We start from the raw sequence: 18200 nt of genomic DNA on the forward strand, positions 1-18200 counted from the left end.
CCGCCACTTCTCTTCAACGCTTAATTTTTTCCTGCCTGTGCCATTTGTCATCTCAATCCTCCGTAGTTACTTAATTCTATCAGAAGACCGGACCATATACAACTCCTATACCTGCTTTAATGACACCATCGCTAAATAATCCGGAGAAATATATGAACGGGCTTTCAACCTACAATGAATGGTATTCCATAGAAAATGACTATATAAATAGCGAAAGGTCAGTTCTTAACGCGCGGATGAATGAAATAATTTATGACGCAGCCTGGAAAAATATTTTAGGAATTTCCCAATGAGGTGAATTGAAATGAAAAAAGCGATAATTATTATTGTTGCAGTATTACTTGTAATTTCCGGTTTCCTATACTTTAAAGGAAAAAAGAAAAAAGTAAACCAAATGGAAATAAATCCGGAAATTGGGACAATTGCTGTTGAATTCCGCCTGGATGCTTCTGTTGAACCCAGGAACAGGCTGGAAATAAAACCGCAGGTGTCCGGCCGCATAGAGGATGTGCTGGTAGTTGAGGGACAGAGAGTAAAAAAGGGCGAAATTATTGCCTGGATGAGCTCAACTGACAGGGCAGCCTTGTTGGACCTGGCCAGGGCAAAAGGCGAAGATGAGGTAAAAAAATGGGAAGATACTTACAAGCCCACGCCCATAATTGCTCCGATAGATGGTTTTATTATATTGAGGAATAAAGAACCCGGGCAAACCGTTTCAATGAGCGATGTAATACTGGTAATGGCAGATGAACTTATTATTTCGGCTAATGTTGATGAAACTGATTTAAAAAATATTTATTTAGGCCAGAACGTTGCAATATCTCTGGATGCTTATCCGGATAAAAATTTTACCGGCAAGGTTGAACATATAGCTTATGAATCAACGGTAGTCAGCAACGTTACTAGTTATGAAGTAAAAATACGCCCGGTGAGGCCGCCGGCAAATTTCCGGGCCGGTATGTCCGCAACAATTCAGGTCATTGCGCAAAAAAAGAATGATGTCCTGCTTTTGCCTATTGATGCAGTAATAGACAAGCGAGGCAAAAAGTTTGTTAAGGTTAAGACAGAAAACAAAAAAGACGGCGAGCTGAAAGAAGTTGAAACCGGAATAAATAACGGTAAACAGATAGAAATAATTTCGGGAATAGAAGAAAGCGACACGATATTACTCCCGCAGACGGAATCGAAGGGCGGCAGCAATACAAGAAGGACGGGCGGAATGCCGGGCATGCCGCATTAAAAAAATGAAAATCATTGAACTTAAAAACATAACCAAAACCTATCAGCTCGGAAGCATAAGCGTTTCTGCGTTAAACGGCGTATCGCTTGATATACATAAAGGCGAATTCGTCGCGATAATGGGCGCTTCCGGCAGCGGCAAATCCACATTGCTTCATATCCTGGGGCTTTTAGACAAACCCACAGAAGGAAGTTTCAGCCTCGCCGGTAAAGAGGTCTCAAAACTATCTGATGACGAGCTCGCTGCTTTCCGCAACAAATTTCTTGGGTTTATTTTCCAAAGTTTTAACCTGCTTTCCAGGGTCTCGGCAAAAGAAAATGTTGAACTGCCGCTGGTTTATTCCAGTAGCCGCGACAAATCAAAAAATAAATTTGGTAATTCAGAAGAACTTCTCAAAAAAGTAGGCCTGGGAGATAGAATTAACCATAAACCAAATGAATTATCCGGCGGGCAGCAGCAGAGAGTGGCAATTGCGCGCTCGCTGATAAACAATCCATTACTAATATTGGCGGATGAACCCACAGGCAACCTGGATACAAAATCTGCGGCCGAAATTATCGGTTTTTTAAAAGAATTGAACGATTCCGGGATTACCATTGTAATGGTTACACACGAGCCGGACCTGGCGCAGGCGGCCAACAGAATAATAAAGCTTCAGGATGGAAATATAATAGCTGACGAAAGAAAGGGCACCCAGTCAATAGTAAAAGACGGGACTGATAATTACGAAGCGTACCATGTTCATAAAGCAATAAATTATATGAGGGTGAAAGATTATTTTTATCAGGCAGCCCGCGCGCTTTTTTCCAATAAAACCCGCTCGGCACTTTCAATACTCGGTGTTTTAATCGGAGTAACCTGCCTTATTGCCATGCTCGCATTAGGAAGAGGCGCGCAGGAAAGCGTAAAACAAAGGATTTCCAGTTTAGGTTCAAATATTTTAATGGTAAGAATTGAAACACAAAGGGGCGGTGTTTCGCTTGGTTCAGGTTCTCCTACAAGATTTACAATAAAGGACAGCCAGGAAATTAAAGGGTTGCCGGACATTTCAAAAGTTGCTGCTTACTGTAACGGCAATGCCCAGATTGTTTACCAGAACAAAAATACCAATGCCAGCATAACGGGTACAACAGTGGATTATGTTGATATTAAAAATTCTGCCCCCACTTCCGGAAGATTTTTTACCGAGCAAGAAACCACATCCCGTACGAAAGTTGCCGTTATCGGCCAAACTGTAAGAACTGCACTGTTCGGAGACCAAAACCCTATAGGCGAATTCATAAAAATAAAGGGAATTGATTTTTTTGTTATTGGAATACTTCCCGTGAAAGGTACTTCCGGCTGGCGCGACATGGATAACCAGATAATTGTTCCGCTCAATACGGCTATGTATCGTTTATTTGGAAAAGAATATGTCGATAATATGGAAGTCCAGGTTTCAGATGCTTCTTTAATGGACCGGGCCCAGGAAAGGATCAAAAAACTTCTTATTGTTTTACCGCTAATGAAATTGTATAATCAGCTCATGCAAAAAAATAAATTCAAGCATATTATTATACTTGTATTGGGTTGGTTTTTTCTTGTTATAGGGGTAGCCGGGCTGGTGCTTCCTATACTACAGGGGATTCTGGTTATGGCGATAGGGTTATTTTTGCTTTCGCGGGAATCTGGCTATATAAAGGAAAAACTTCATATAATCAACGTAAAAGTACAAAACCGGTTCCCTGAGATTCATGCTGAATTTCATAAAGTCAGGACAAAAGCGGAAGAATTTGTAAATAAGATATTAGGAAATAAATAGAGTGTTTTTAGATGACATTTTAGATTATCAAGGCACTGTTATCAGGCCTCCGAGCGAAGCTGATTCTTTAATTCTACAAATTACACTTGGATGTACCGACAATTCCTGTATTTTCTGCCCTGCCTACAAAGACAAAAAGTTTAAAATAAAGGATTTCGCGCTGATAGAAAAAGATATTAGGCGCGCGTCAAAGGTAATGCCTGAGACAAGGAGGATTTTCCTTGCTGACGGCGATGCAATAGCAATTGAAATGGAAGTGTTGGTTAAAATACTTGATTTATTAAATGAACATTTCCCCAAACTTTCACGTGTTGCTATTTATGGCTCAATAAAAAGCCTGGAAAACAAATCCGTAGCAGATTTGGTTGAACTTAAAAACAAAAAACTTGGTATTGTTTATTTAGGTTTTGAAACAGGTGATGAAGAAGTGTATAGAATGATAAAAAAATACGGTTCCCCTATTGGTAATGTTGATACCTGCATGAAAGTAAAAGAAGCAGGAATAAAAACAAATGTAACGGTTATCTTAGGGCTTGGTGGAAAGAAATACACAAAACAGCACGCAACTAATACTGCAAAAATCTTAAATCAGGCACAACCGGACCAGATTGCAGCGCTTACGCTGATGATCACGCCGGGTACGCTGCTTCATAGTATGCTGAAACGCAAGGAATTTGAAGAGTTGGATAATTTTGAGTTTCTTGAAGAATTAAAAACGTTGATTGAAAACCTGGAAGATTTCAAAGGTCTCTTTTTTTCAAACCATGCGTCAAATTATTACCCTATAAGCGCCCGCTTTCCCAGGGATAAAAAATATATTTTGGAAACACTTGATAAAGTAATAAAAAAGAGGGATAATAAGGCTCTTAAACCGGAATTCAGCCGAGGCCTGTAAAAACTGGAATAAAATGGTTAAAAAATTCAAAAAAATACTATTAGGTAATTCGAGAGACATATCCGACAAGCAGTTATTTCATAAGTTATCATTAATTGCTTTTTTTGCTTGGGTAGGCCTTGGTGCAGACGGGCTTTCGTCATCCTGTTACGGTCCTGAAGAAGCTTTCCGGGCTCTGGGAACACATACGAACTTAGGTATATTAATTGCTATCGCTTCCGCTATAACAGTTATCATAATTGGAATGAGTTATTCCCAAATAATAGAGTTGTTTCCTTCCGGTGGCGGCGGGTATCTGGTGGCAAGCAGGTTACTTTCCCCCGCCGCAGGTATGGTTTCCGGATGCGCATTGCTTATAGATTATGTACTCACGATTGCTGTTTCTGTTTCAAGCGGTGCAAGCGCATTATTCAGTTTTTTTCCGCCCGGCTGGTACCCATTCAGGGTTTATTTTGCGGCGCTGATGATTTTATTCCTGATAATTTTGAATTTAAGGGGAGTAAAGGAATCAGTTTTATTTTTAACACCCATCTTTGTGGTATTTATAGCAACCCATCTTTTTGTAATAATCTACGCTATTATGATGCATTCGTTTGATATTGGCACTACCGTAAGCACAACTGTGGTTGATTTCAAAAGTACCACTGCAAGTATCGGATATTTGGGAGTTTTCTTTTTACTTATACGCGCTTACAGCATGGGTGCCGGTACGTATACAGGTATTGAGGCGGTTAGCAATGGAATGTCTGTTCTGCGCGAACCGAAAGTAAAAACAGCGAAGCGAACGATGAATTATATGATGATTTCCCTTTCACTTACTGTCATGGGCCTTATGACGGCGTATGTTTTATACAAGGTTGTGCATGTTCCGGGAAAAACTTTGAATGCCGTTCTCTTTGAAAATATTATCGCTGGATGGAATGTAAATGTAGGTAAAACATTTTTGCTGACAATAATAGTTTCTGAAACAGCTTTGCTTTTTGTTGCAGCGCAGACAGGATTTTTGGGAGGCCCCAGGGTGTTGGCAAACATGGCCTTGGACAGGTGGTTTCCCACGCGTTTCAGCATGCTCAGCGACAGGTTTGTTACGCAAAACGGGATTTTGCTTATGGGTGGAGCGGCATTGTTGATGCTTATCGTGTCGCGCGGGTCTATAGCTTTCCTGATAATTCTTTATTCAATTAACGTGTTCATTACATTTTTTCTTTCCCAGCTGGGCATGGTGCGCCATTGGTGGCAGGTAAGGGCTGAATATGACAAGTGGAAGAAAAAACTTTTAATAAATGGTATTGGATTGCTTCTTACATCATTCATTCTTGTATCCATGATCATAATAAAATTCGGTGAAGGCGGTTGGATAACTTTATTTATAACCTTAGCCCTGGTTTTATTGGCAATCGCTATACGGCGCCATTACATCAATACCTTAAAACTCCTGAAAAGGTTAAATGACCTGGTGCAGGTTGCTTCAATTTCTCCGTCAGAAAAATCTTCTGAACCTAAAAAAACAATCGAATTTAATCCTAAAGAGAAAACGGCGGTACTGTTTGTAAACGGGTTTAACGGCCTGGGCCTGCATACCCTGTTTAATGTTTTCAGGTTGTTTGGTGCAATTTATAAAAATTATGTATTTGTTTATGTAGGCACAATTGATGCAGGTAACTTCAACAGCAGGGAACAGATTGATAAATTTAAGGAAAATATAAAGGAAGAAATTGACAAATATGTGCAATTTGTTAAAAAGAACGGGTATTATTCCGAGGCTGTTACAGTGATAGGCACGGATGTGGTAAATGAAAGTGATGGAATTGCTTCACAAGTACTGGAACGTTTTCCCAACAGCGTTTTCTTCGGCGGGCAGCTGGTTTTTCCCAAAGAAACATTTTTTTCAAAACTGCTTCACAACTATACGGTTTTTGCTATTCAGAGAATTCTTTATTCAAAAGGCATTCCCTTCATCATACTTCCTATAAGAGTCTACTAAACACCACTGTCCCCAGGTTCATCGTTTTTCAAATTTTTATAAAGTATGTAAGCCAGGATCATAATCAATACGGTAAGAATTGCAAAATGGCCGATTTTGCTGATATCTTTTTTTAATATAAGCAGGCTGTTTCCGCCGATGTAACCTGCGCCGGTCATTAAAGCTATTGTGAATAAAACAGTGAATGCATCGGCAAGAATGAACTTTAGGGAAGATACTCTCATGATTCCAGAAACAATAAATATTTGCGCGCGTACGCCGGGCCATGGAGTTTGACACTTCGGGCTTTATATTATAAAATTTGGCTACCATGAAGAAGATACTGATAGTCTATAACCCTATAAAACGGGAAGCGGTGGCGGAACTAAAAAATCTCAAAAAATGGTTCTATTCCAATAAACAAAACGAAGTAACCGCCCTGTCCTCGGACGCAAAAATACTTCCCGAAGCGGATATCTGCATAACCCTTGGCGGCGACGGGACAATTTTGCGGGTTGCAAAAATAATTGCGCCGTTAGGCATCCCGGTCCTGGGCGTAAACACGGGTTCTCTCGGGTTTTTAGCAGGAACAGACCCAGGTGAAATGTTTTCAATTATTGAAAAAAGTATTTCGGGCAAATTCAAAATTGAAGAACGGTTAATGCTTGATATTGAAACATCAGGTAAAAGTTATCTGGCGCTTAATGATTGCGTTATCAGGTCAGGCTCGTCTTCGCGGGTAATTCTGTTGAACGTAAAAGTAAATAACCTGGCTCTGGCGGAATATATCGGCGACGGTTTGATTATCTCCACCCCTACCGGGTCCACGGCGTATTCTTTAGCGGCCGGCGGGCCTATTGTCAGCCCAAAACTGCCCCTGTTTATCGTTTCGCCGATTTGCCCGCACACATTATCGCAAAGGCCGATTATATTATCCTCAGACAGCAATATTGTAACAGAAGTGCCGAAATATAAATCCAATAAAAACATAGTCATTTCCATTGACGGCCAGGAAAATTTTAATATTTCTTCCGGGGCGGCCATAGCGGTAAAAAAATCAAAATATAAACTAAAACTCATCGCCCATCCGGACAAGAGCTACTTTAATATTCTTCGCTCTAAATTTAACTGGGGAATGATTTCAGATGTTAGAAGAACTCACCGTTAAAAACTACGCGCTGATAGAAAACCTGAAACTGGAATTTACGAACAAACTAAACATTTTCACGGGCGAGACTGGTGCGGGCAAATCAATTACCATTGAAGCCCTGGGGCTTTTGCTCGGTGACCGCGCTTCCGCAGGGGTTGTACGCACCGGAACACCAAAAAGCGTTATCACGGGCGTTTTCAGCATTGAACATAGCCCGGAAATAAAGAAAATCCTGAAAGAACAGGACCTGGAACTTGAAGAAAATACCATAATTCTCCGCCGGGAAATAGATGCGGCCGGCAAATCCAAATGTTACTGCAACGACCAGCCGGTAACAGCGCAGTTTGCTTCAAAAATCGGAGATGTATTGGTTGATATTCACGGGCAAAATGAACACCAGACACTGCTAAAATCAAACAATCAGCTTAGCATAATTGACAAATACGGTGATTTGCTTGAACTTCGTTCGAAAATCACCGAGCAAAACCGCCAGTACCAGGGATTGCAGGATGAAATTGATAATTTAAAACTTAGCGCGCAGCAGCGCGAGCATAAAATTGACCTTTATAAGTTCCAGGTTAAAGAAATAGATGCCGCGCAGCTGAAACCTAATACCGAAGAAGAGATAGACAGCATCCTTCCCCAGCTTAAAAATTCGGAAAAGATAATAAAACTTGTCTCTGAAGCCCATGAAATACTTTCCGGTGAAGAAACCTCGGTTATCAGCAATGTGCAGAAGGTAAGCCAGTTGATTGAAAGCATAAATACGATTTCAGAAGGCGCCTTTGCCGGCGATGCAAAATTAGAAGGAATAATTTCGCAGTTAAAGGACGCTTCAACTGAACTTGATAAATACCGCGATAAATTAGAAGTTGACCCGAAAGAATTGGATAAACTCATAGAAAAAAAAGATCTGATACTTAAATTAAAGAAAAAATACGGCGCCACGGCGCAGGAAATTATAGATTACCGCGAAAAAATCGGCCTTGAACTTAATAAATTGCTCCATGGCGAAGAAAATCTCGCAGAGCTTGAGAAAAAAATCAAATTGATCGAAAAAAAGCTCCTGGAACTTTGTGAAGATTTGTCGCAAAAACGCAAAAAGGTCTGTACAAAGCTCGAAAAACTTGTAGAAAAAGAAATCCAGGACCTGGGAATGGCAAAAGCAAAATTCAAAATAGGTTTAGAAAAAGATTTAACTCCGGAAAACAAACCAAAGATAACAAACAGCGGGTTTGATACCATAGAATTTTTATTTTCGCCGAATTTGGGCGAAGAACCCAGGCCGCTTAAGGAAATTGCCTCCGGCGGCGAAATGTCGCGCACCATGCTTGCGTTAAAAGTTGTACTGGGCAAAGCGTCCGATGTGCCGGTTATGGTTTTTGACGAAATAGATGCAGGCGTCAGCGGCCCCATGAGCAGTGTAATAGGTTCAAAACTTGAAGAAATTTCAAAAAGCAGGCAGGTTTTTTGCGTTACCCATATGGCTCAGATTGCAGGTTATGCGCAAACCCATTATAAAGTAGAAAAAAGCGCAAGAGCCGGCAGAACCTTCACGGAAGTTATTGTTTTAGGCACAAAAACGGCCCGCATTGAAGAAATGGCGCGCATGTTAAGCGGTGGAAAAATTACCGATACCACCAGAAAACACGCAGAAGAATTGTTAAAAAAGTAAATGCTTACCAGATATAACCTGCAGAATGCAAAAACTATCCTTAATAAATCCGAACCCGATGATGAAGACCCTTTTATAGGCACAGTAAATCCATACACAGGGTGCGAGCACAGGTGCCAGTACTGCTATGTCCAGTCGGAAAAATACCAGCCGTACAAAAACAAGGCGGATTTTTTTTATACAATCGGAATAAAACAGAACGCGCAGTCGCTTCTTGAAGAACAATTTTCAAAAGGGCTTCCTTACGGGATGATTTCTATAGGTTCTTCAAGCGACCCATACCAGCCGGCGGAAAAAGAACACAAAATCACAAGGAAAATCCTTGAAACAACAAACAAGTTCGGTTATCCTGTCAATATTTTCACTAAATCCGATATGATTATGCGGGATTTGGACCTGCTTAAAAGCATAGCGGATAAAAGTTTTGCGGTTGTATCGGTTTCAATGATTACGCTTGATGTAAAAACCTGTGAAATATTCGAACAGGCCGCGCCTCCTACGCAGAAACGGCTTGAAATGATGAAAGAGTTAAATAAAAACGGCATAGTTACCGGTTGTTCACTGATGCCGGTGCTTCCTTATATAACCGACAGCGCTGAAAATCTTGATAAATTGATTGAGGGTGTTAAAAAGCACGGCGGCCGGTATGTCTGGGAAGGCTGTCTGACACTCCGCGACAATCAATATAAGAAATATAGGGAAGTCCTTCTTAAGGATTACCCGGGATTACTGCAGAAATATAACAAATTGTATGGTTCGCGGATTTCCCCCTCATACGATTACAGAAATAATCTCCATAAAACAATAAACGGGCTGATAAAGAAATATGGGCTGCACTCAGGTTTATCGTTTATTACAAAAGACAAACGCTGGGGCAAGGGCCTCACCCCGGTCCAATTGGATTTAATTTAGGTAGGAAAATCATGGCTGATATCGGGCTTTGCAGGGAAAGGTGTATACAAAATGCAATCAAAATGGTAAAATTATAAAAATGATAAAACTTAATAAAGAAAAACTAAATATTATTAAAAAGGGCGGAGTTTGGGTGCCGAGCCCGTTAGCGTTGGACAGTAATAAAAGATTCAGCGAAAAATGGCAGAAATTGCTTACTTTGTATTATATTAAGGCAGGAGCTAAAACAGTAGTTCCCGGCGCGCATACAGGAGAATTTGCCGGAGATGATTTAGAAATTTACGATAACTGGCTGCGGTTAATAAAAGAAACGGTCAAAAAATACGGCAGCCGGGAAATGTTTTTAATGGCTGCAATAGGCGGAAAAAACTTTATAAAGCAGGCAGAACTTGCGGCTAAATACGGGTACGATATAGTAATGGTGGCGCCGACCGCATTTTATGATAAAAAAGATAAAGATGTAATTAAAATATTCAAAGATGTTGCTTCTATTATCCCAACTTTTGGTTTTGAACTTCAGAAAGCCATCACCGGCAGCCGGGAGTTTAGTTTACGTTTGTGGGACGGGATTTTCGAAATATCCTATGGCGCGAAAGGCGCTTCATTTGATACTTATCGTTCCCAGATTATGTTAGAAGCTGCTGCAAGAAGCGCGCGAAGAAATGACTTAGTTATGGTAACGGGCAATGATGACCGTATAATAGCTGATTTAGGCGGTGTTTTCAGATATGACGTCAACGGTAAAGTTGTCAAAATGGAATACAACGCAGGACTGTTAGGACATTTTTCTACAGATACGCATGCGGCTGTAAAATGGGAGACAGCAGTTTTAGAAGCAAAAGAAGGAAATAAATGGAAGATAGCCATTTCCGAAAAAGAACTGGCTCACCTGGTGAATATGTGCAACGGCGCGCTTTTTGACGCTTTAGGCAATTTTGAAAATTCTATCTGGGGCGTTAAATACAGATTAACAAAATTAGGATTATTACCGGGACCGTATTGTTTTCATGAATCCGGAAGGCCGGGCCAGGCAGAAGCCATTTCAAAGATTTACGATTCCCACCCTGCATTGAACGACGAGCTATTTTTACTAGAGAACCTGGATAAAATGAAAAAAGAAGCCGGATTGTAAATACCAGAATGAATATAACAGATATAACAAACGCCAAACAGTTAAAAGATTTCATGACAACGCCTTCCCAGGCCCTGACAATGTTTATGAAAACTTTATCCGGCGATATTTTAATTCTTGGCGGCAGCGGGAAGATGGGGCCTGAATTGGTGGAAATGATAATAAGGGCCGATAAAAGCGCTGGTGCCGGCTCAAGAAAAATTATTGTTGCGTCAACTTTTAGCGACCCGAAAGAAAAGGCTTTAAAAATTTTGCAGTCTTTGGGAATTGCTGTTTATAAAGGAAATGTCAGCGATAGAAAGTTTCTTGAAGGACTGCCTGATATAAAGAATATCATTTATATGCCGGGTTTTAAATTCGGTTCTTCGGGCAATTGGGAAAAATCATTTCATTTAAATTGTATAGTGCCCTATTTAACCGGAGAAAGATTTAAAAGTTCAAATATAGTTGTTTTTTCCTCGGCTAACCCTTATCTTCATACAAGGCCGGAAAACGGCGGGAGCAAGGAAACGGATATTTTAGAACCGCAGGGAATTTATGGGTGGAGCATAGCTGCCAGAGAAAGCGCATTCAGGATAACCGCTGAAAAATCACAAAATCAGAAGATTTGTTTTTACCGGTTGGCCTATGCCCAGCATTTAGCTTACGGAGTGATAGTTGATTTGGCAAAAATGGTATTAAAAGGCGAAAATATATCTTTATCCATGCCTTATGTAAATTTAGTTTCACAAAGGGACGCAAATGAGCGCGCAATCTTTGCTTTCGGGCTTTGTTCAAATCCGCCGTCAATACTGAATGTTTCAGGCCCGATAGTATCGGTTAAATATATATTGGATAAATTAAGCAAATTATCGGGCAAAAACGCAAAGATTATTGACACTGAACCGGAAACTGCGCTTGTAATTAATGACAATTATTGTGTAAAAAAATTCGGCGCCTATAAGGATAAAACAGACGACATTATTGAAGCAGCAGCTAAATGGGTTGTAAATAACGGAGAATATTGGGACAAACCTACAATGTTCGGGCAGGTTAAACACCAATATTGAAAAACAGGAGGGTGCCGGTTATGTTAACGATCAGGGAATTTAAAAGCGGAGATTTAGAACAGGTAAAAAAAGTAGCTATAAATGCATTCGCAGACGAAAATGTCTCTTTTGATTATAGCGCCGAAAAGCTATTTGGAAAAATCGGCGGTACAAGCTGGAAACAGAGAAAAGCGGAAGATGTAAAAAATGAAGTCAGGAATAATCCCGAAGGAACTGTTGTTGCGGTAATTGACGGCAAAGTTGCAGGTTTCGCAACAACATCAATAAATAAATATTCAAGTGTCGGCAGGATTATAAACCTTGGGGTAGACAGGAAACATCATGGGAAGGGAATTGGCAAAGAACTAATAAAAAAGGTGTTAGAATATTTCAAAAGGAAAAAAGTAAAATTTGCAAAAATAGAAACATTGGCAACAAATAAAGTAGGCAGTAATTTTTATCCCAAAATGGGGTTCAAGGAAATAACCAGGCAAATTCATTATTTGATGAAATTATAGAATTATTTAATTGACAATTTTTGAAATTTTTATATAATGGGCGTCAGTATAGTAAATCAAATCATATAAGGAGAAAAAAAGATGAGAATCATTATTCAGAAATCAGCGGCAGATGTTGGCAAATGGTCAGCAGCGTATATCGCGGACAAAATTAAAAAGGCAGACGCAGCAAAACCCTGTGTTATCGGGCTGCCCACAGGTTCATCACCGCTGGATACCTACAAAGAACTTGTAAATATCCATAAAGCGGGAAAATTGTCTTTCAAGAATGTAATCAGTTTCAATATGGATGAATATGTTGCTATACCGCAGAGCCATCCGGAGAGCTATTATTCATTTATGTGGGGAAATTTGTTCAGCAAAGTCGATGCAGTGAAGGAACAGGTAAACATTCTTAACGGAAACGCAAAAGACCTTGATGAAGAATGCAGGCAGTATGAAGAAAGAATAAAGAAAGTCGGGCCCATCAAATTATTTTTGGGCGGCATCGGCCCTGACGGCCATATTGCGTTCAATGAACCAGGTTCATCTTTAAGCTCCAGAACCAGGGTAAAAACCCTTACCTATGACACCATTGTTGCAAATTCAAGATTTTTTGATAACGATATAAATAAAGTGCCGAAGAAAGCTTTAACCGTCGGCGTCGGAACAGTTATGGATTCGGAAGAAGTTATTATTCTTGTCACCGGTTACAAGAAAGCCCGCGCTCTGCAGCAAGTTGTTGAACAAGGCGTAAACCATATGTGGACCGTTTCCATGCTCCAGCTTCATCAAAAAGGCATGATAATCTGCGATGAAGAAGCAACAGCAGAATTGAAAGTCGGCACGGTAAATTATTTTAAAGATATCGAAAAAGAAAATCTGGTTCCGGTAAAACTGTAAAAACAGCAGCAAAAGAAAACATTAAACCAATCCCATCTTATAGGTGGGATTGGTTTTTTTTTAAAAAGTATTACAGTATTTTAGTATTTAGTCGTCAATGTATTTTTATAAATACTGACTACTGGATTATGAAAGCCTGATAATTGGTTTCCGGTAAATGATTTAATAAGTTTTAAGCCATTCCCTGCATTTTCATTTTTATTTGCTTGGCCGCGCGTTTGCACTTTATATCGGATTATTATAAAATTATGGGCATATACACCTGACTCCAGTAATCACAATAGGTAGTATCTATGGGTATGGAAAACTACCCGGGGAAATATGCTTGAAAGGGTAGTAAAGCATGGTTGACGAATAGAGGTTTGCGCCATTGTTCGCAATCCGGAAGGCAAAGTAGAAATATTTTAATGAAACTTATGAATAAACCTGTTAAAGTTGCGCTTATAGGGCTCGGCGGCTGGGGCAGAACGATTGTTGAAGCGGTTAAAAGAAGCAAAAAGCTTAAATTAGTAAGCTGTTATTCTGACATTAAAGAAGAAAGAATAAATTTTGCAGAAAAACCTGTAAAAAAAACAGAGTAATACTTTCAGTAGGGCATAATATGAGGCGCGCGGGCCCGAATAGAAAGATCAAGGAACTTATAAAAAAAGGTGTTATTGGAAAAATAATTTCAGTTGAAGCGAATTTTTCGCACGAAGCAGGTTTGAGGCTTAAGGCGAGCCAGTGGCGCAGTAAGAATAGTTTATGTCCCGCGCTCCCCCTTACCCAGCTTGGCGTTCACATAATCGATACGCTTCGTTATTTTTTCGGGCCTGTTAAAAAAGTGTATTCAATTATGAAAAGAATGTATATTCCTGTTGATAACAAAGATGTTACTAAAACTCTGGTTGAGTTTAAATCAGGTCTTACGGGTTATATTGGCTCGGATTATGTGGTCCCATATACTTCCTACATAAATGTTTACGGAACCAAAGGCGTGCTTTCTTCTGAAAAATCCGGTGAAAAACTATATTTACAGAAAACCGGTTCAGTTGAGAAAAAAGAAATACCCATTATAAAAGTTGATACTTTACTTAAAGAGCTTGAGGAATTTGCTGATTGTATAAGGCGTAAAAAGAAACCGGAAGTTGACGGCAATGAAGGACTTGCCAATTTGATGGTTGTGCGCGCCGCCATAGAATCAAACAAAACCAACAAACCTGTTTTTATTTGACTCATGGTTTGAAAATATACTATTAATTTTGTAACATTTTATCATGAAAACCGGCGACAAAAAAGCAGCACAAATCACAATAGACACTGACAGGTGCAAGGGGTGCGGGCTTTGCATAATTTACTGCACTAAAAAAGTCCTGGCCAAATCGAAAACCTTGAATAAAATCGGATATAATTCCATAACCGTTGAAAACCCGGATAAATGCAATTCCTGCGGCACCTGTTATATAATGTGCCCGGATTACGCAATAGAGATAAAATGAACAAAAAAATATTGATGCAGGGAAACATTGCGCTTTGCGAAGGGGCTGTTGCCGCCGGCTGCGAAGCGTATTTTGGTTATCCTATTACCCCGCAAAATGAAGTAACTTCACATATGTCTCGCAGGATGATAGAGCTTGGCAGGGTATTCCTTCAGGCAGAAAGCGAAGTTGCGGCAATAAATATGGTATTCGGTGTTGCGCTGACGGGTAAGCGCGCCATGACTTCGTCATCGTCGCCGGGAGTAAGTTTAAAACAGGAAGGCATTTCATATTTAGCGGGTTGCGAGCTTCCCTGCGTAATAGCTAACGTAATGCGCGGCGGGCCCGGCCTTGGAAATATTGCAGGTTCGCAGGGAGATTATTTCCAGACAACAAAAGGCGGTGGCCATGGAGATTACAGGTTGATAGCCCTCGCGCCGGCAAGCGTCCAGGAAATGTACGACCTGACAAAACTTGCCTTTGATCTGGCAGATAAATACCGTAACCCGGCAATAATTCTTGCCGACGGTTACGTGGGCCAGATGATGGAACCGATAACTATAAACAACGAAAAATTAGAAATTATAAATGAAAAATTAAAAGAAAAAAAAGATTGGGTTTTAAACGGCTGCGCCGGCAGGGAACCCAGAAAAATAAGGTCGCTCCTCATGGGAGAAGGCGAACTGGAAGCCCATAACTGGGACCTCAACAAAAAATATAATGAAATCAAAAAAAACGAAGTAAGATACGAAGCCATAAATACGGAAAATGCGGATATAGTTTTAGTAGCGTTCGGCATTGCTTCAAGGGTCTGCAAATCTGTTTTGCAGATAGCCGAAAAAGAAAAAATAAAAGTAGGGATGATCAGGCCTATAACGCTTTGGCCGTTCCCTGAACAAATAATTTCCGACATAAGCAAGAAAACAAAAAAAATGCTGGTAGTTGAAATGAATCTGGGGCAGATGGTTGAAGACGTCCGCCTGGCGGTTAACGGCAGGATCCCTGTAGAATTTTTAGGAAAGCCCGGCGGCGGAATATTCTCCCCGGAAGAAATCTATGAACACATCAAAAAAAACAGCTAAGTTTACCCGGCCGGAAAGCTTGAAAGAAACCAGGCATTTATATTGCCCGGGTTGCGGCCATGGAATAATACACCGGCTTATAGCCGAAGTTATAGATGAGCTTGGCGTGCGCGAAAAAACAATCGGTGTTGCTCCCGTCGGCTGCGCTGTATTTGCCTATGATTATTTCAATTTTGACGTAGCTGAAGCCGCTCACGGCAGGCCGCCGGCTGTTGCAACAGGAATAAAGAGGGTTTTACCTGACAAAGTTGTGTTTACCTATCAGGGCGACGGTGATTTGGCAGCCATCGGCACAGCAGAAATTATACACGCGGCAAACCGCGGCGAGAATATTACTGTTATTTTTGTAAATAACGCAAACTACGGCATGACAGGCGGCCAGATGGCGCCTACAACCTTGTTAGCCCAGAAAACATTGACTACGCCTTTCGGCAGAAAAGCTGAAAATGAAGGCTATCCGATAAAAGTCTGCGAATTGTTATCATCTCTCGAAGGAACAAAATATCTCGCGCGCACTTCTGTTGATAAGCCTGCAAACATCCTGCAAACTAAAAAAGCAATAAAGAAAGCTTTTCAAAATCAACTGGATAAAAAAGGATTCAGCCTTGTTGAAGTCCTTTCCATGTGCCCGGTTGACTGGCAGATGACTCCCCCGGAGGCCTGCAAATGGGTGCAGGAAGTTATGATGAAAACATTCCCTCTCGGAACAATAAAAGATAAATAAGGAGACCCCGGTGAACCCAAAAGAACTAAAATATACGGAAAAACACGAATGGGTTTTAGTAAAAGGAAATGAGGCCACAATTGGCATAACGGATTATGCCCAGCATTCCCTCGGCGATATTACCTTTGTCCAGCTGCCTGAAGCTGGTAAAACGATAAAACAATTCGGCGAGCTCGGAGTAGTCGAATCTGTAAAAGCCGCATCGGATATTTATTCACCCTTAAGCGGAACAGTAAAAGAGATAAACTCGAAACTTGAAAGCGCTCCTGAAACCATAAACAAGGATGCTTTCGGCGCAGGTTGGATCTGCAAACTTAACGGTATAAATCCTGCCGAGCTTAACAAGCTGCTTTCACCCGAGAAATACGAAGAACTTATAAAGAGTCTGTAGTCAAACTCAATGACCTATATATCAAACACAAACAAACAACAGCAGGAAATGCTTGAAGCTATCGGCGTAAAATCCATAGCTGATTTATTCAAAGGCATACCAGCAGATTTTAGCCCTGCGTCATTTAATATCGCTTCGGGAAAATCAGAAATTGAAGTCCGCCAGCACCTGCAGTCGCTGGCGGCAAAAAACGCTACGGATTTAACCTGTTTTCTCGGCGCCGGGTTTTACGACCATTATATTCCCTCCGCAGTGGATGCAATTATATCAAGAAGCGAATTTTATACCGCTTATACGCCTTACCAACCGGAAGTTTCCCAGGGAGTCCTGCAGGCAATTTACGAATACCAGACCGCCATCTGCAGATTGACGGGCATGGATGTTTCAAACGCTTCCATTTATGAAGGAGGCACGGCTCTTTACGAAGCCGCGATGATGGCAACCAGGATTACTAAAAGAAAAAAAATAATTGTGTGTGAAGGCGTCAGCCTTATTTACAGAACCATGCTGCGTTCTTACACCAGCAATCTCGCCCTGAACTTTGTGGAAATTCCTATAAACAACGGCATTGCAGACAGGGAATTAATTTTAAAGGAAATTGATAATGATACGGCCGCAATAATTTTACAGAACCCGAATTTTTTCGGCTGCATAGATGATTTTACTGATATAAGCCAGAAAGCGCGCAGCGCCGGGGCGCTGACCATTTGTTCGGTTTATCCTATTTCGCTAGGAGTTTTAAAGCCGCCCAGTAAAATGGGTATAGACATTGTTACCGGCGAAGGGCAAAGTTTGGGTTTGCCCCTTTCATTCGGCGGGCCTTACTTCGGATTTTTGGCCACGTTAAAACAGTATGTAAGGCAGATGCCCGGCCGCGTTGTAGGAAGAACTCACGATAAAGAAGGCAGGCAGGGTTTTGTATTTACACTGCAAACGCGAGAACAGCATATCCGCAGGGAGAAGGCCACTTCAAATATCTGCACTAATTCAACATTGAACACAATCGCGGCAATTTCATATTTAAGCCTGTTAGGTAAAAACGGACTGAAGGAAGTTGCGCAATTGTGCGCAAATAAAGCCGGCTACGCCTGCCAGAAACTCAGCAGGATAAAAAATGTAAAAAGAAAATTTGCCGCTCCTTTTTTTAACGAATTTGTCGTAGAATTGCCTGTAGACGCCGGCGACGTTGTCAGTACATTGATTGAAAAAGGTTTTGCGGCGGGTTTTCCGCTGGGCCGTTATTATAAAGGAATGGAAAGGTGCATGCTCGTTGCGGTTACCGAGAAGCGCACAAAAGAGGACATCGGGCACCTCAAGGAATCGCTTGAAGGCGTATTAAAAACGGAATAA

General features: G+C 40.9%; 20 protein-coding genes. 19 read left to right on the forward strand and 1 reads right to left on the reverse strand.

Annotated elements, in window-relative coordinates; all coding sequences use genetic code 11:
* Positions 1 to 119: 119 nt before the first annotated feature.
* From KKH91_06015 to KKH91_06035, 5 genes are read left to right on the forward strand one after another with little or no spacing between them, the layout of a single operon-like run.
* Positions 120 to 293, forward strand: a complete 174-nt coding sequence (locus tag KKH91_06015; GenBank protein ID MBU0952356.1) for a hypothetical protein — start codon at positions 120 to 122, stop codon at positions 291 to 293.
* An 11-nt stretch (positions 294 to 304) separates the two neighbouring features.
* Positions 305 to 1240 carry an efflux RND transporter periplasmic adaptor subunit gene (locus tag KKH91_06020; GenBank protein MBU0952357.1) on the forward strand — a complete coding sequence of 312 codons (936 nt, stop codon included), beginning with the start codon at positions 305 to 307 and terminating at the stop codon, positions 1238 to 1240.
* A gap of 4 nt (positions 1241 to 1244) precedes the next feature.
* Complete coding sequence (locus KKH91_06025; protein ID MBU0952358.1) at positions 1245 to 3041, forward strand: ABC transporter permease; 1797 nt, start codon at positions 1245 to 1247, stop codon at positions 3039 to 3041.
* Position 3042: 1 nt separating this feature from the next.
* Positions 3043 to 3936: a radical SAM protein gene (locus KKH91_06030; protein MBU0952359.1), complete on the forward strand. Its 894-nt coding sequence runs from the start codon at positions 3043 to 3045 to the stop codon at positions 3934 to 3936.
* A 13-nt stretch (positions 3937 to 3949) separates the two neighbouring features.
* Complete coding sequence (locus KKH91_06035) at positions 3950 to 5920, forward strand: APC family permease (protein MBU0952360.1); 1971 nt, start codon at positions 3950 to 3952, stop codon at positions 5918 to 5920.
* On the opposite strand, the gene KKH91_06040 is transcribed toward KKH91_06035, so the two are convergent.
* Positions 5917 to 6144 (reverse strand): hypothetical protein, encoded by a 228-nt coding sequence (locus KKH91_06040; protein MBU0952361.1) that lies wholly within the window; start codon positions 6142 to 6144, stop codon positions 5917 to 5919. The two genes, KKH91_06035 and KKH91_06040, sit on opposite strands and share 4 nt — an antisense overlap.
* A gap of 86 nt (positions 6145 to 6230) precedes the next feature.
* Here KKH91_06040 and KKH91_06045 point away from each other — a divergent pair, with 86 nt between their 5' ends.
* The 14 genes from KKH91_06045 (at position 6231) to gcvPA (ending at position 18200) form a co-directional block, all read left to right on the forward strand.
* Positions 6231 to 7067 (forward strand): NAD(+)/NADH kinase, encoded by an 837-nt coding sequence (locus KKH91_06045; protein MBU0952362.1) that lies wholly within the window; start codon positions 6231 to 6233, stop codon positions 7065 to 7067.
* Positions 7045 to 8724, forward strand: coding sequence for a DNA repair protein RecN (recN, locus tag KKH91_06050; GenBank protein ID MBU0952363.1), 1680 nt, complete (start codon positions 7045 to 7047; stop codon positions 8722 to 8724). The genes KKH91_06045 and recN overlap by 23 nt, the downstream gene beginning before the upstream one ends.
* Positions 8725 to 9636: a radical SAM protein gene (locus tag KKH91_06055; protein ID MBU0952364.1), complete on the forward strand. Its 912-nt coding sequence runs from the start codon at positions 8725 to 8727 to the stop codon at positions 9634 to 9636. It abuts the gene before it with no gap.
* Positions 9637 to 9715: 79 nt separating this feature from the next.
* Entirely contained in the window at positions 9716 to 10768 is a 1053-nt protein-coding gene (locus tag KKH91_06060) for a hypothetical protein (protein MBU0952365.1), read from the forward strand.
* Between the two features lie 8 nt (positions 10769 to 10776).
* Entirely contained in the window at positions 10777 to 11817 is a 1041-nt protein-coding gene (locus KKH91_06065) for a hypothetical protein (GenBank protein MBU0952366.1), read from the forward strand.
* A gap of 20 nt (positions 11818 to 11837) precedes the next feature.
* Positions 11838 to 12314: a GNAT family N-acetyltransferase gene (locus tag KKH91_06070; GenBank protein MBU0952367.1), complete on the forward strand. Its 477-nt coding sequence runs from the start codon at positions 11838 to 11840 to the stop codon at positions 12312 to 12314.
* An 81-nt stretch (positions 12315 to 12395) separates the two neighbouring features.
* Positions 12396 to 13196, forward strand: coding sequence for a glucosamine-6-phosphate deaminase (locus tag KKH91_06075; protein MBU0952368.1), 801 nt, complete (start codon positions 12396 to 12398; stop codon positions 13194 to 13196).
* A 407-nt stretch (positions 13197 to 13603) separates the two neighbouring features.
* Positions 13604 to 13777: a hypothetical protein gene (locus tag KKH91_06080; protein MBU0952369.1), complete on the forward strand. Its 174-nt coding sequence runs from the start codon at positions 13604 to 13606 to the stop codon at positions 13775 to 13777.
* Between the two features lie 20 nt (positions 13778 to 13797).
* Positions 13798 to 14409 (forward strand): Gfo/Idh/MocA family oxidoreductase, encoded by a 612-nt coding sequence (locus KKH91_06085; protein ID MBU0952370.1) that lies wholly within the window; start codon positions 13798 to 13800, stop codon positions 14407 to 14409.
* A 43-nt stretch (positions 14410 to 14452) separates the two neighbouring features.
* Positions 14453 to 14674: a 4Fe-4S binding protein gene (locus tag KKH91_06090; GenBank protein ID MBU0952371.1), complete on the forward strand. Its 222-nt coding sequence runs from the start codon at positions 14453 to 14455 to the stop codon at positions 14672 to 14674.
* Positions 14671 to 15735, forward strand: a complete 1065-nt coding sequence (locus tag KKH91_06095; GenBank protein ID MBU0952372.1) for a 3-methyl-2-oxobutanoate dehydrogenase subunit VorB — start codon at positions 14671 to 14673, stop codon at positions 15733 to 15735. Before KKH91_06090 ends, KKH91_06095 begins: the two co-directional genes overlap by 4 nt.
* Positions 15710 to 16459 (forward strand): hypothetical protein, encoded by a 750-nt coding sequence (locus KKH91_06100; protein ID MBU0952373.1) that lies wholly within the window; start codon positions 15710 to 15712, stop codon positions 16457 to 16459. Before KKH91_06095 ends, KKH91_06100 begins: the two co-directional genes overlap by 26 nt.
* 10 nt (positions 16460 to 16469) lie before the next feature.
* Positions 16470 to 16850: a glycine cleavage system protein GcvH gene (gene gcvH / locus KKH91_06105; protein MBU0952374.1), complete on the forward strand. Its 381-nt coding sequence runs from the start codon at positions 16470 to 16472 to the stop codon at positions 16848 to 16850.
* A 9-nt stretch (positions 16851 to 16859) separates the two neighbouring features.
* The gene (gcvPA, locus tag KKH91_06110; GenBank protein MBU0952375.1) at positions 16860 to 18200 is read left to right on the forward strand and encodes an aminomethyl-transferring glycine dehydrogenase subunit GcvPA; all 1341 of its coding nucleotides are present in this window, start codon (positions 16860 to 16862) and stop codon (positions 18198 to 18200) included.

It is taken from the genome of Elusimicrobiota bacterium, assembly GCA_018816525.1.
Classification (GTDB): domain Bacteria; phylum Elusimicrobiota; class Endomicrobiia; order CG1-02-37-114; family XYA2-FULL-39-19; genus OXYB2-FULL-48-7.

Bases quoted from the DNA above. Each gene is read 5' to 3' on its own strand.
- KKH91_06015 (MBU0952356.1), top strand. From the start codon at position 120: ATGACACCATCGCTAAATAATCCGGAGAAATATATGAACGGGCTTTCA.
- KKH91_06020 (MBU0952357.1), top strand. From the start codon at position 305: ATGAAAAAAGCGATAATTATTATTGTTGCAGTATTACTTGTAATTTCC.
- KKH91_06025 (MBU0952358.1), top strand. From the start codon at position 1,245: ATGAAAATCATTGAACTTAAAAACATAACCAAAACCTATCAGCTCGGA.
- KKH91_06035 (MBU0952360.1), top strand. From the start codon at position 3,950: ATGGTTAAAAAATTCAAAAAAATACTATTAGGTAATTCGAGAGACATA.
- KKH91_06040 (MBU0952361.1), bottom strand. From the start codon at position 6,144: ATGAGAGTATCTTCCCTAAAGTTCATTCTTGCCGATGCATTCACTGTT.
- KKH91_06045 (MBU0952362.1), top strand. From the start codon at position 6,231: ATGAAGAAGATACTGATAGTCTATAACCCTATAAAACGGGAAGCGGTG.
- recN (MBU0952363.1), top strand. From the start codon at position 7,045: ATGTTAGAAGAACTCACCGTTAAAAACTACGCGCTGATAGAAAACCTG.
- KKH91_06055 (MBU0952364.1), top strand. From the start codon at position 8,725: ATGCTTACCAGATATAACCTGCAGAATGCAAAAACTATCCTTAATAAA.
- KKH91_06060 (MBU0952365.1), top strand. From the start codon at position 9,716: ATGATAAAACTTAATAAAGAAAAACTAAATATTATTAAAAAGGGCGGA.
- KKH91_06065 (MBU0952366.1), top strand. From the start codon at position 10,777: ATGAATATAACAGATATAACAAACGCCAAACAGTTAAAAGATTTCATG.
- KKH91_06070 (MBU0952367.1), top strand. From the start codon at position 11,838: ATGTTAACGATCAGGGAATTTAAAAGCGGAGATTTAGAACAGGTAAAA.
- KKH91_06075 (MBU0952368.1), top strand. From the start codon at position 12,396: ATGAGAATCATTATTCAGAAATCAGCGGCAGATGTTGGCAAATGGTCA.
- KKH91_06080 (MBU0952369.1), top strand. From the start codon at position 13,604: ATGAAACTTATGAATAAACCTGTTAAAGTTGCGCTTATAGGGCTCGGC.
- KKH91_06085 (MBU0952370.1), top strand. From the start codon at position 13,798: ATGAGGCGCGCGGGCCCGAATAGAAAGATCAAGGAACTTATAAAAAAA.
- KKH91_06090 (MBU0952371.1), top strand. From the start codon at position 14,453: ATGAAAACCGGCGACAAAAAAGCAGCACAAATCACAATAGACACTGAC.
- KKH91_06095 (MBU0952372.1), top strand. From the start codon at position 14,671: ATGAACAAAAAAATATTGATGCAGGGAAACATTGCGCTTTGCGAAGGG.
- KKH91_06100 (MBU0952373.1), top strand. From the start codon at position 15,710: ATGAACACATCAAAAAAAACAGCTAAGTTTACCCGGCCGGAAAGCTTG.
- gcvPA (MBU0952375.1), top strand. From the start codon at position 16,860: ATGACCTATATATCAAACACAAACAAACAACAGCAGGAAATGCTTGAA.